The organism is Paenibacillus sp. J22P59, assembly GCF_059383895.1.
In genome coordinates, this window is the sequence record NZ_JBXENX010000001.1 from 502,233 (window position 1) to 514,731 (window position 12,499).

Annotated in this window: 13 protein-coding genes; 3 read left to right on the forward strand and 10 right to left on the reverse strand. The window is 39.8% G+C overall.

Translation table 11 applies throughout. The features are described from left to right. Positions 1 to 63 precede the first annotated feature (63 nt). Positions 64 to 411: a hypothetical protein gene (locus AC50YO_RS02195; RefSeq protein WP_494842652.1), complete on the reverse strand. Its 348-nt coding sequence runs from the start codon at positions 409 to 411 to the stop codon at positions 64 to 66. A 1,047-nt stretch (positions 412 to 1,458) separates the two neighbouring features. Between AC50YO_RS02195 and AC50YO_RS02200 the strand changes: the two genes are divergently transcribed. Next, positions 1,459 to 1,893: a hypothetical protein gene (locus AC50YO_RS02200; protein WP_494842654.1), complete on the forward strand. Its 435-nt coding sequence runs from the start codon at positions 1,459 to 1,461 to the stop codon at positions 1,891 to 1,893. Positions 1,894 to 2,178: 285 nt separating this feature from the next. Then, positions 2,179 to 2,379, forward strand: coding sequence for a hypothetical protein (locus tag AC50YO_RS02205; protein WP_494842656.1), 201 nt, complete (start codon positions 2,179 to 2,181; stop codon positions 2,377 to 2,379). Positions 2,380 to 2,983: 604 nt separating this feature from the next. Here the strand turns inward: AC50YO_RS02205 and AC50YO_RS02210 are convergent. From AC50YO_RS02210 to AC50YO_RS02245, 8 genes are all read right to left on the reverse strand, one after another. Beyond that, positions 2,984 to 4,057 (reverse strand): alkene reductase, encoded by a 1,074-nt coding sequence (locus tag AC50YO_RS02210; protein ID WP_494842658.1) that lies wholly within the window; start codon positions 4,055 to 4,057, stop codon positions 2,984 to 2,986. A gap of 95 nt (positions 4,058 to 4,152) precedes the next feature. Further along, complete coding sequence (locus AC50YO_RS02215) at positions 4,153 to 4,851, reverse strand: SDR family oxidoreductase (protein ID WP_494842660.1); 699 nt, start codon at positions 4,849 to 4,851, stop codon at positions 4,153 to 4,155. A 282-nt stretch (positions 4,852 to 5,133) separates the two neighbouring features. Next, complete coding sequence (locus AC50YO_RS02220) at positions 5,134 to 5,712, reverse strand: TetR/AcrR family transcriptional regulator (protein ID WP_494842662.1); 579 nt, start codon at positions 5,710 to 5,712, stop codon at positions 5,134 to 5,136. Positions 5,713 to 5,891: 179 nt separating this feature from the next. Next, the gene (locus AC50YO_RS02225; RefSeq protein WP_494842664.1) at positions 5,892 to 6,635 is read right to left on the reverse strand and encodes a GNAT family N-acetyltransferase; all 744 of its coding nucleotides are present in this window, start codon (positions 6,633 to 6,635) and stop codon (positions 5,892 to 5,894) included. Positions 6,636 to 6,859: 224 nt separating this feature from the next. Then, positions 6,860 to 7,645: a PP2C family serine/threonine-protein phosphatase gene (locus tag AC50YO_RS02230; RefSeq protein WP_494842666.1), complete on the reverse strand. Its 786-nt coding sequence runs from the start codon at positions 7,643 to 7,645 to the stop codon at positions 6,860 to 6,862. 172 nt (positions 7,646 to 7,817) lie between these two features. Then, positions 7,818 to 8,180: a hypothetical protein gene (locus AC50YO_RS02235; RefSeq protein ID WP_494842668.1), complete on the reverse strand. Its 363-nt coding sequence runs from the start codon at positions 8,178 to 8,180 to the stop codon at positions 7,818 to 7,820. A 339-nt stretch (positions 8,181 to 8,519) separates the two neighbouring features. After that, positions 8,520 to 8,726 carry a hypothetical protein gene (locus tag AC50YO_RS02240; RefSeq protein WP_494842677.1) on the reverse strand — a complete coding sequence of 69 codons (207 nt, stop codon included), beginning with the start codon at positions 8,724 to 8,726 and terminating at the stop codon, positions 8,520 to 8,522. Between the two features lie 37 nt (positions 8,727 to 8,763). Then, a complete protein-coding gene (locus AC50YO_RS02245; RefSeq protein ID WP_494842680.1) occupies positions 8,764 to 10,170 on the reverse strand; it encodes a beta-propeller fold lactonase family protein in 1,407 nt (468 codons plus the stop codon). 244 nt (positions 10,171 to 10,414) lie between these two features. On the opposite strand from AC50YO_RS02245, the gene AC50YO_RS02250 reads away from it, so the two are divergent. After that, complete coding sequence (locus AC50YO_RS02250; protein ID WP_494842682.1) at positions 10,415 to 11,014, forward strand: BclA C-terminal domain-containing protein; 600 nt, start codon at positions 10,415 to 10,417, stop codon at positions 11,012 to 11,014. Between the two features lie 270 nt (positions 11,015 to 11,284). Here AC50YO_RS02250 and AC50YO_RS02255 read toward each other — a convergent pair whose 3' ends face one another. After that, entirely contained in the window at positions 11,285 to 12,322 is a 1,038-nt protein-coding gene (locus AC50YO_RS02255) for a YheC/YheD family endospore coat-associated protein (protein ID WP_494842684.1), read from the reverse strand. Positions 12,323 to 12,499: the final 177 nt, after the last annotated feature.

Genomic DNA, 12,499 nt, shown 5'->3' on the forward strand with positions numbered 1-12,499 from the left:
GACAGCCTTTAGTGCTTTTAATAAGGATACGGCTTCAGAGTCGGAAGCCCGGATTGTTTCGGTTTAAAAATAGGCGTAAAGAAAATCGATGACGGTCCAGGCATTAGGCGTTACGATGAGTGTGTACGTGTCATAAGGAAGATTGTTCAGGCTGCCTGTGACATAGGAGTAAGGATAGGAGCCCGAGGCTACAACTTGGCCGGCGCTGTTTTTTACTTTCCAAGTATAACCCGTGACCGGGCCCATTTCAGGTGGAGCATCATTTGATTGGGCATGGATACTGAGCTTAAGGTTGCCTTGCCCAGTAACCGTTGTGGTGTATCCGTTCGCGAAGGCAACGGACATTGGGATCATCGACAGCATGAGGGCTAGTACCAGTGTAAAAGCAAAAAACTTTTTCTTCATTATCATACACGTCCTTTTCTAAGATTTAATTAAGGTGTACATGCACGGCATTCCAAAATGATGGCGGTTTCACCTCCTTGATGCTGAAGCGTGCACGAGCAGGGGCACAATTACAAAATAGCATTTTCCAAGTTGTGGTGTGAATAGTTCTAAATATACATTATATGTATAAATTATATATTTTTACGGTCTGGAGACCTAGTCGGAATGGCGTTATTCGGGGAACTTTGTTGTATTTTATTACGTACCTAGCCCACTGTCATTGAAGACCACCGGTGCTATTTTTAATAATCAGCTGTTCAATTCCAGATATTATAATGTAAAGTCCATTCTCAAACATACGATCGGAGCCTATTTCTTCGAACAAATCATTATTATAAAGATTATAGATTGTCGTGTACTTGAATGGATTTCCCAAGAAAGAAAGGGGGATACAGGTACTCATCGGCTATTCTTACCTCAGCATGTTAATATGGACGTTTTATTAGAAGATCTGCCCTCAGTAACCTCTAAAAGGTCTAGTGATAGATCCAAACTAACATACAATTCTATCGAAAGCTTGATCTTCGAAGATTGCTTTTCTAAGAAAACAAAGCAACTTATTTGGCCATTGACCACTACATTAAACATAAACTTCTTCACAGGCACAGAAATTGCTTAAATATGTCCATACGCATATACGTATGCTTTTTGGAGGAAATCAATTCTTCAACTTAATTATTTTTATAGTAAAAACCCCAGACGACATGAAATTGTGATTAAAGAATTTATAAGGCAAAGTTCGGTGTAAGTGAATCAGCGTTAATTTGAATTCTTAATCGTTTTTGTATCAAATATTTTTATGAATGGCTAATAGCAGAAGAAGGGGCGCGAATGAAAAAACACCTCACAGCTGTAATTCTTTGTTTGTACCTACATATTCACAAAACTCGTATTTTATACATATGTGTATACGAAACTCGTTTTGCGGTCGGTTATGGTTCATTCCATAGCCGACCTTTTTTGTAACATTCGCCCCTATTTGTTACATGCCTTAAGGAGGTTCCAATTTTCATGGAGCAACGTAATCAACTTCGTCTTGAATTAGATGCTATTATCACGGCGTCAAAACTGTTTGTCAAACGTCTGCGTAATCGCGGCGCACACATTCATGCTGGGTATTTTACAAACCTGTCTATACGGTCCATGAATCTCATTAAACGCGATGATATGTTGCTGCCTGCATACCGTCGACATGTGGAACGTTTGAGATCTGAGTTTGAGTACCAGGTCGAATTGGCTTACGAACGCTTTCCTGAGCTTAAGAAAGCCCCTAAACGCTCTACAAGTATCTCGGGTGATGCAAAAGAACCAACAAAGTCCATAAAGGTATCTATAACGCTTCCTGAGTTCGAATGGATCGTGATTGATGAGATGATCAAAAATGGATCTGCACTCTCCCGTTCGGAGTATTTTCGAAAGTTGCATGTAACGGCACAACGCCGCTGATCGAACTGAATTCGCAATTAATTCTGATTTTGCACCTCCCTTCTTTACCATTTACCTTTTAGGCAAAAGAAGGTTTAGAATGAGCGCCGACATGAAACGTTTGAATAAGTCTAACCGTCTTTGCTTTGATAGGTTAGACGGCGTGAAGCAGAATGCAAGATGTTGGGTTTCGAGCGCCCCTTCTTGTCAATAGCTACACTTGATCAAGGTGGACAAAATGAGGTGATAGCAACGTAGCTTCTCGTACTGGTTTACCAGCTTATTTATGAGGAGGTGATACTAGATATGATGAGGATGAAGAAATTCATTATTCCAGTTAATGATGAGGATCAAGAAAACTGCGGATTATGCGGTAGCGATGAAAATGAAATTCAACTCTATGAGGTTTCGCTTAATGATGTGAATGAATTTATGCTTTGTACCAAGTGTGTAGAAGAATTAAAATGGCTCCTGATCCGTGGGACAGATCAAAGAGCCGTGGTTTAACAAATTCAATTTATTATAACACAATTAAAAAAAATACCTCTACTCTGCTGAAATGAGTGTCGGAATGGAAAGAATCGCCCCTATTCTGCTTGGTAGGATATGTACCGGACTTAAAATGTCTAATTCAAATTTGAAAACCACCATCCTACTTCAGAACCGCTAGAAATACAGGGGAATATGGGTAACGGAATGGCGAAGACTTGGGGGGCCCCACTGGGGTCCAAGGAATTGCCATCCGTACCCGTTACACTTTATTGTCGAAGTTTTGGAAAAACTGTGATATGTTACATTCGATTCTATGGAACCTCTAACTTGCCCAACACTACGAAACTCGTATTTTGTACATATGTATTTAAGTCTGGATATTCCCTAGTACTTCATGATTATTAATTTCAGGTATGTTAACATCATTTTATTCCACTTGGATTCTCTTTGAATATCTCTGTATTTGTGCTGCTCTCATTTTTCGTCCTCTTCCTTTGCTAATTTTTTTGGTAGAATACCATGAATGCGATCACTGAGGCTAAACCATTTTTAAAAACAGGTAACTAATGACGAACAATTTTCATTTGTACGCATTAGTTACCTAATCTCTATTACTGCCTTATGGGGTTTTTAATTCTTCCATTGTGGGATAATCCGTATAACCTTTGCTTCCCAGACCAAAGAATGTGGTCGGATCTGCTTCATTCAATGGCGCGCCTTTTTGAAGTCGACCCACTAAATCCGGATTGGCTAATGACCATACACCAACAGGCACCAGATCAGCAAGGCCACTATCTATATCGACGCTGAGATCCTCCAAAGCTCGTCCAGCACGATTGACTAACAAAGGATTCGTCCAGATTGAGCGAATGTCTTGGAGCAGTCCTTCGTTTCCAAGATGCATGATATGGAGGTAAGCTAAATCCAACTGAGCTAATTCTTTTACAAGGTGCCGATAAAGTTCAGGGCCTTGTTCACCATCTTGTATCCCACCAAGAGGTGTCCCTGGCGAAATCCGAAAGCCTATTCTGTCTGCTCCAATTTCTTCGACGATGGCTTTCGTTACTTCAATCGCGAAGCGAGTACGATTTTCTATAGATCCCCCGTATTCATCCGTCCGTGTATTCGAATTTTCTCCGATAAATTGATTAATCAGATAACCATTGGCTCCATGAATTTCAACGCCATCTGCCCCTGCTTTAATAGCCGCAGCTGCTGCTTTTCGGAAATCGGCAATTGTCGTTTGAATATCTTCTTTACTTAACTCTCGCGGAACGGGAATGGCCTGCATACCTTTAGCGGTAAACATCTTTGCATCTGGCGCGATTGCAGATGGCGCAACAGGTTGACGATGATGTGGCGTATTGTCTGGGTGCGACATCCGACCAGCATGCATTAATTGAATATATATATTTCCACCTGCTTCATGCACAGCATCGGCAACCTTTTTCCATCCTTCAATATGCTTATCCGTATATATTCCAGGTGACCATAGATACCCTTGACCATCCTCAGAAGGTTGTGTACCTTCTGTAATAATGAGTCCCATTGACGCTCGTTGAGCATAATAAAGGGCAGTTAACTCTCCCGGTGTACCATCTTCATTCGATCTACTACGTGTCATGGGTGCCATCGCTAAACGATGAGGTAATTCCAATTGTCCGATTCTTGTTTTGCTCCATAATTTATTCATTTTTTACACTCCTCTTTAAAATTCGTTATCAGTTGTGTGGTGTTTACTGGATTGGTTTTAATATCTTGCAACAGTTCCTTTGATATTAGTTTGTATTAGGATAAATGTTGATATATAGCAGATACTCCACCGGCAAGAAGACTTTGAATATGTCGGCTCGTATCATCCGCAACAATTTCAAAGCTATCGGATTCTATACCATCAATAGCAATTTTAGCGATGTCTGCAGGGTTGGACTTGGGAACTTTTAAGCCCGATGTCATGTCTGTCTCCATAAAGCCCACATGTAATCCAGCTACTCTCACATTTTGAGGATATAGATTTAAACGAAGGTCGTTCGTTAATGCCCACTCTGCTGCCTTTGCAGCCGTATAAGCGCCGACAGTTCCCGAACTAACCCAAGATAATGCAGAAAGAATATTCAGAATCGAGCCACCACCGTTATTTGCTAGAATCGGTGCAAAAGTACGTACCATGGAAAGTGTGCCAAAGAAATGCGTATTAAATTCCAGATGAATTTGATCAAGCTCACCGTCAAGTAAGGAAGCACCTGTAGACGAGCCTGCATTGTTGATTAATAGCGTAATATCCTTAGCAACCTTAGCAGCTGCAACTACCTCTTGCAGGTTCGTAATATCAAGCTTCACAGGTATTACACCGGGGATGTCAATGGACTCTTGATTTCTCGCTCCAGCATAAACCTTAGCCCCTCTGGATAAAAGTTCAAGCGTCAGTTCTCGGCCAAGGCCTCTGTTCGCACCGGTGACAAGTGCGATTTGTTCAGCAATTTTCATTTTTATGTTGCTCCTTTTGTTATTTGGTATGGGTAAAACATTCCTATTCAAAAATAAATAAGGAATAAAAAGCTTAAGGTATTGGGCGGAGGGAATCCAAACATATGAGAATGTTCATTCTAAAATGAATATAAGAATTAACTCTTCATAAGAGACATTTGTTTACTGACTATACGAGAACGATCATTCTAGAAATAATATAAGGAATGATATCCTCTTAGGGGAAGCTACATAACATAACTTATATTCACCTTTAAGAACAATCATTCTAAATTTATCAAGCTATTTAGTTAAAAGTTGTATGGATAAATTGGCTGTACGGTGGAGCTTCTCTTTAGGAATAGAGGTTCTTGTCATTACCCTCAAACCAACACATACTGCATGCAAATGTTCACCCAGTTCTCCGGCATCGTAATCCGAGGTGAATTCTCCATTCCGCTGCCCCCACAAAATAATATTCTTAAACATTTGCTCTGCTAGTGTAAACGATTCAGTAGACTTAGAATCTACATCGGCATCGCGCATTGCCAATTCCACCGCCGAATTCACCATTAAACAGCCGGATGGTGCGTCCTCTTCTCCATATATCATGAAACTAATAATCAGCTGAAGAGCCTCTTCAGCAGTCTCGGATCGTTTTACTACTCCTGAAAGCTCCGTATTGATTTTCGCACAAAACCGATCTATAGCTTTAAGAAACAGCATATGTTTGTCGCCAAACGTATCATACAAACTTCTACGATGGATCCCCATATGCTCGACTAGATCATTCAAAGATGTCTTCTCATAACCTTGTTTCCAAAAGAGCTTCATCGCCTTATCAAGTACTATGCTCTCCTCGAATTCTTTACTTCTTGCCATTCCATTTCCCTCCTCGCATTGTCAATATAACATATTGAGAACGATCAGTAAAGAATGAATGAATCATGAGGATCAATCAAAGATTTAGATATGCGATTACTGAACTCTCACTGATTCTCTTAAGTGGTAATGCGTAATACTATATGAAAATACATTAGACTTTGCACGTGTTTACAAATTCACTGTTCAAGTCCTTCAAAATTACATCGCCAATCTGACACCCAAGCGGGAAAATACCCTAATCGGTGAGCTACTCTCTGTGAAGCAATATTACTTGCGATTACATCATAACTCGGTATCTCACCACGTTCCAATATTTCAAAAGTTAACCTGTTTACAAGATAACTAGCCAATCCCAAATTGCGATACTTGGGTAATACTTCTATACCAATTTGCCATAGTTTTGCACATGTTTTACTTGCTCCTGCCACACCAACAATTTCACCGTTTTGCTTCGCAAGCACAGCTAGATCAGTCTGCCAAGGAAGATTCGTATCATAAATAATAGCTTCATTGAATCTTGTGACATCAAATAAACTAACCACTTCTTCTCGCTTAATTAGTTCAAATGAAAAAAAATTCGGTGGTGCCATTGGCGTTATTTTTTTTACATCAGGTAGAAAATGTAAGGAAAGACCTCTGATAAATGGTAAGGAAAATACGGCATCCCTGTTTTTCCCCTGCATCTGTGTTTTAGCAATTGATAACCGTTCCGGTGTAGCCGAAACTACAATTGATTTCCCCATAGACACAATTTCGAAATAACGTGCCATCCTCGGAAATGGTCTTCGTCCAGGATTTTCTTTAGCATTAACAAAAATAATGCTATCCTTCTCAGCGTTCAGGTCATCAATCGAGCAATTCAGGTCAATTGCAAGTTGTGATTGAACAATTAACAGCATTTCTTTTTGTGTCATAATCATCGTTATCCTTCCTTTCGGCATTGTTCTTTTGATACTTTTCAATTTAAATATGGAGCGTCGATTTGTACGTAATTTTTCTGAGAGTGATCAGAGAGGTCTTCTTTCTTTATCCCTTTTCGTTTGCATCGGGGTCGCACAAATATACATATTTAATAATGTAAGCCACCCGATAGCTTAACGCCCCACTAATCTATAGCCTTTAATGGAGGCTCGTTTTAAAATCATCAATTTGAAGGAAATGCTGACATTAGCTCATTCTTTACAACCCATTGTGCTAATGTAGTACTGTCAACAGTATGCTGGTAATGTAGGCTATTCAGAAAAGATAAAACCAAACTCTCCGAGCGGCTAAGCTCAGGAATTGATATTGTATCCTCTTTTGCTGCTTCTAGATATCCATCTGTAATCATCAGAATATAATTGATTCCTGTTCTAAGTTCCCTTCGTCCAAGTGAATAACTTGGCACTGCCTTTTCGAACGTATTTACTTTACCTATCCATTCGTAAAAATTTCTTTGGTTTAAACTCACTTGACCCCATTTTTCTAGATCATCATGGATTAGAAACAACTGACAATCACCAACGGAAAACCACCAAAGAACGTTCTCTTTTCGAATACAAATTAAGCAAGATGCTTCACCCTTCAGGGAACGGCATTTTTCCTTAAACCTGTCTGATTTAAATAGTTGAAGTAGAAACTTTTCAATTTGATCGAACATAACATCAACTTTTGAATCGAGAATTTTTTTAATCGATTTTTCATTTTCCTGTAATGTGGCAATAATTAGTTCAGCACTATCACAAGAGCTATGTGCATCAATTAGTGTTACAAATTCCCATGAAATACTCTGCCAGACTAATAAACCATCCTCATTTTTATATGCTCCACTCTCAATGTTTCCACCATATCTGCCGATCGTTATATGTTGAAGTTTTTCTACTGATGGTAAATCGAGATATGCACTTTCAGATCCAATCCAGGTTAAATTTGTTAAGCTATTCGATTTCACGCTGAAGAACACCTCTCAATAGAGAACAGATTTCCTCTACCTGATTAACTGTACCATGTGCTTCTTTATAGTTTCTGTGTTGGCTTGTGCTACGACTCTTTCAATTGCAGCAGCTATATGTTTTTTGATTACCTCACTATGTACATACGGCCATAAATAATACAAAATCATGCTATAGTGAGAAATCAGTAATCCCCTTTTTAGAGGTATATTTCAAAGTGTAGGTTTCCTTGTTCCCATAAGGCATTGTAGCAATTTTTATACGAGTATAATCAAGCCTACTTTCTCTTATTACTCTTTTTACCAAGTCGATGCACCGCTCTTCTTCTGTAATGACACAAAATATATTAAGAGCATATTTTTTTGGGTCTGAAATGCTTTTCCCCATATCAAAGCCATCAACATAGCCTAAACGAGCATCTGCTAGAGATATCTCTAGGTATTCCATTACTTTATCTCTTAGCCATTGGTCACGTTGGCTGCCTTTTGAACTTTTTATTGGATACTGCAGCACTAACCAAAACTTTTCACTCATTCAGATTCACCAGCCAATCTACAAATGATACATAACTTACCTTTGCGCTACAATTGTTCTTGAACTAAACTAACCTAACTGATCTCTCTGAATCAAAACTTAGCAAATAATCTTCCTCTATATACTTTAACACATATTGGAATTATTCTGCTCATTTGTCTCGCTATTGGCATTTGATAAGCTGCTTGTGTCCCGGGTCTTCCCCATGCAGAAATTTGAGTAATCCTTTCATTACTCCATAGCCACCATCTACGTTTTGCTTTCAAGTCATCCCCTACACATCTTATTTCATAAAAAAGCCGATCTTATTGGCAGAGATCGGCTCAAAGCATCAGATATTCAAGCTAATAAAAATGGATTTCTCGAAAGTTCAGATGCCGATACGGTAGACCGTTCCTTCTCTTCATCAAACAATTCTAAATTATGATCATCGTCTACCTCTTGCAAGACGATTGCGAATGTCCCAATTCCAGGGATCAAGACTTGGCATAGCGAATTTTCTTTTGTCAATTTAGACAACCGTTCCAATAATTCATTTGTCGTCATAACTTCCTTCATACAAATCACCGTCTCTTCGTTAGTTCTAAGGATATACGCCTACCGCGAATGGACGTGCCCCTGTGGGAATCGAGGTAAGTACCGTTTGGGTTTCTCCATCGATTACCGACACATTATTATCATTTTGATTGGTAACATAGATCCGATTCGTTATTGGGTTTACTCCTACCCCATTCGGATTATTTCCAACAGTAATTGTGGCAATAACGGTATTCGTTAGCCCGCTAATTACCGATACATTATCTGTATCTCGATTGGGTACGTAGATCGCATTCGTCGAAGAATTAACTCCTACTTCACCTGGAGTAATCCCGACCGGAATGCTTGCCACTACAACATTCGTAGCACCATTAATGACGGAAACAAAGTTACTGGTAAAATTCGAAACATAAATTAGATTAGTATCCTGATCTACTCCTACACGGAATGGATTAACTCCGACTGGAATGTTCACAATTACCGTATTCGTCGTGCCATCGACCACAGTTACGATATCGGAATTGAAATTTGCTATATATATTCGATTAGTCAACGGATTGACAGCTATCCCCGTAGGAAATGGACTTCCTCCAACAGGGGTAAAGGTGGTCACAACGGTATTGGTCAAACCTGAAATCTCGGTGATGTCATTACTATTGAAATTCGCAGTATAAATTGCATTCGTAGCTGGATTTACGGTCACATCCCCGGATCCATCCCCTGCGAGTAGGGTGGCAATTACAGTATTGGTCAATCCATCAATGACTGAAACTTCACTGCTGTTTACATTCGCAACATAGATTCGATTGGTTAACGGATTAACGTCTATTCCCGCGGGATTTACCCCAACTGGAATGGTAGCAATGACCGAGTTCGTTATCCCATCTATTACGGAAACATTGTTACTATTAAAGTTTGCAATATAAATGCGATTGACCGATAGGGCTCCGGCTGGTCCTTGCGGTCCCACAGCACCCGTTGCTCCTGTAGGACCGACCAACCCGGCAGCTCCTACTGCGCCTGCAGCCCCAACTACGCCTGCGACACCTACGGCCCCTGCCGAACCTACTTCTCCAGCGGAACCTACTGCGCCTGCCGAGCCTACTGCGCCAGCGGAACCTACTGCGCCTGCAGCTCCTACTTCTCCAGCAGTACCTACTGCGCCTGCAGCTCCTACCATCCCCGCAAAGCCCACATTGCCAGCGGAACCCACTGCGCCTGCCGAACCGACCGTGCCCGCAGCGCCGACAATTCCTGCTTGACCAACCGTGCCAGCGGGACCGACCGCTCCTAATGCACCTTGAGGAATCGTTACATGAATGATTTGTTTTCTTGCAATGATTCTTTTACAAATGATGCCTTTCTTCGAACTTCGTTTTTTCCTATTACAGAGGGATTTTTGTACGTTCTTTTTTTTCGTCCCATGTTTATGTCGATGAGTTGGACGATTCATCCATGCACCTCCTTATAGTCACCTTCCATTGTATGGCGTTCATCTATTGGATGAATGGGCATTCCATAGATATTGGTCTACTTCATATAAAATAGGTTGATTCCCCCCATATAGGCGTACTTCCCTTTATAATAGCCCTTCTTAAAAGAAATAGATGGCTATCACTAATAATAAAAGACATCTATCCATGCTCTTAATAAGATAAAAGTCATAGTATACAGGAATTCTAATGGAGGTGCTGTTATTGGGTTGTCCTGCGCTAAAATCAAAAAAAAGCTGTAAAAAGAAAACTAACGCTATATGCCACACCAAGAAAAGACATCAATCAAAGAAAAGCTGCTGCTGTAGAAAAATTATTGTCAAAAAACAAATCGTACAGGTGAACATTCCTCAAAGCGCTATAGGTACAGCCGGAGTAATCGGGACTACCCCATTCGTATCCGAGTTCGGTTATATTTACAATTTAACTGGGCGAGTTGTTGCCAAAGAAGAAGACGTGATTTTCGATACTAACGGTATACTCACGCCTGGCATCATTCATGCACCCGGTACCACCGAGATTGCAGTTATTAGCTCTGGCAATTACGAATTTATTTTTTCTGCTTCGGGTGTGGAAGCAAGTCAATTCGCCCTATTCTTAAACGGCACTTTGGTTCCTGGTACCATATATGGCGCCGGTACCGGCACGCAGCAGAACAACGGCCAGGCTATAATTGCTCTGGCAGCCGGCGATATGCTTACATTAAGAAATCATAGTTCGGTGGGAGGTGTAACTCTTCCAACTATGGTAGGCGGTACTCAACCAAATGTAAATGCATCGGTCCTAATCAAAAAACTAAATTGAATATTCAAAATGAAGAGATTGTAGCAAAGTGATATTCCTCCTTATTAATTGGACCGACCCGGACAGATGGAAAGAACCGTACTGCCGAGAATATTAGCCAATGCCAAAGTTTTATCACTTGTCTTCCACCGAATTAATTGAATTGAAGGGATAATATATCCAAAATAAAATGAACCGCGAATCCGCGGTTCATTTTTAATATTCATATTTATTCTATTTATTGGTTCAAATGTGCGAGCAGCCGTATACCAGTTGAGATTAGGTAACCACTCAATATTGAGAGAGGTAATAGGCATATTCCAATGGCCTTCTATAAATCAGATTTTTTTCTTTAAAACTCTTAAGATCTTTGTATATATTTTTTTGTGGTTTTCCGTTTAGTTCAATAATCCATAGCTCTCTATGCTCATCTAATACAAAATCCACACTCAATTCTCCCAATGAACCCAAATGAGATTCTGCTTCTATTGCGGCTTTTAAGCTTACTTCATCCAAAGATCTGAGGATTCTATTCAGTTTCTCCGGTGAAAATAATCTCGATAGAATTTCTTCAGCAGTAGAAACAGTTTCACACATACTCGTATTATAGTAATGCTCATACGCGATTCGACATGTTTTGATGGAAATGCTCCATTTTCCAAGAATGTCCTTTTGAACAAGGACCCTGATATCAAAATACTGATGGTCTAGTTGGGTCATGCGAATCCCTTGCTGAACCATGTATTTCTTTTGTCCGAGGATTTCATTTAATTTTTCCTGAAAAATTTCATTTCCACTGCAAATAAATGTTGGAGCCAAGCTGTGCAAATAGATGTGAATATCTCTATTATCCATGAGTTCAACCCGATACACAGAGTCCCCCTTAGATCCGAAAGCAGGCTTAATGTATACTATCTTATATTTAACTAATAGCTCTGACATATTCACTTCATTATATATGAATGTTTCTGGTATATAGTTTTTAAGAATGGACCTTTTTAATAGGTTATAAAAATCCCATTTATTAAATTGATTAATATGATTAAAACATTTATTCCTACCTATCTCCTCCTCTATTCGTTGAATGATTGTTGATTTATTGTTATAACTCTGGTTATAGACGACATGAGGAAAAGGGAAATAGCTTTGTTTCCATACACCCTTTATCAGGCTAAGTCCAACAATACGTTGTTTTTCCCAATGAATATCTGCTGGAGTAAAGGCGTAAAGCTTCAGATTTAGATTCTGATATCTTTGATAAAGCTTCAATATCCTTTTTCTACTGTTTCTTTTAGTTACAAGAATACCTATTAATGGTTGTTGCTCCAATCCCGTCACTCCCCAGCATTAGATCTCTTCTACTATGTAATGCTGCCTTATCTAGCATGGTATTGGACAATAACATAGCTGAAAGATTTTCAGGCGATTACCTAGCTAGCAGGACTTGCTGGAGTACTTGTAGCAGCTGGGAGCTTATTTATTCTCGTTCGCCACTTATCATACTAG

Coding starts and splice junctions, on each gene's coding strand:
- AC50YO_RS02195 (WP_494842652.1), bottom strand. CDS start 411: ATGATAATGAAGAAAAAGTTTTTTGCTTTTACACTGGTACTAGCCCTC.
- AC50YO_RS02200 (WP_494842654.1), top strand. CDS start 1,459: ATGGAGCAACGTAATCAACTTCGTCTTGAATTAGATGCTATTATCACG.
- AC50YO_RS02205 (WP_494842656.1), top strand. CDS start 2,179: ATGATGAGGATGAAGAAATTCATTATTCCAGTTAATGATGAGGATCAA.
- AC50YO_RS02210 (WP_494842658.1), bottom strand. CDS start 4,057: ATGAATAAATTATGGAGCAAAACAAGAATCGGACAATTGGAATTACCT.
- AC50YO_RS02215 (WP_494842660.1), bottom strand. CDS start 4,851: ATGAAAATTGCTGAACAAATCGCACTTGTCACCGGTGCGAACAGAGGC.
- AC50YO_RS02220 (WP_494842662.1), bottom strand. CDS start 5,712: ATGGCAAGAAGTAAAGAATTCGAGGAGAGCATAGTACTTGATAAGGCG.
- AC50YO_RS02225 (WP_494842664.1), bottom strand. CDS start 6,635: ATGATTATGACACAAAAAGAAATGCTGTTAATTGTTCAATCACAACTT.
- AC50YO_RS02235 (WP_494842668.1), bottom strand. CDS start 8,180: ATGAGTGAAAAGTTTTGGTTAGTGCTGCAGTATCCAATAAAAAGTTCA.
- AC50YO_RS02240 (WP_494842677.1), bottom strand. CDS start 8,726: ATGACGACAAATGAATTATTGGAACGGTTGTCTAAATTGACAAAAGAA.
- AC50YO_RS02245 (WP_494842680.1), bottom strand. CDS start 10,170: ATGAATCGTCCAACTCATCGACATAAACATGGGACGAAAAAAAAGAAC.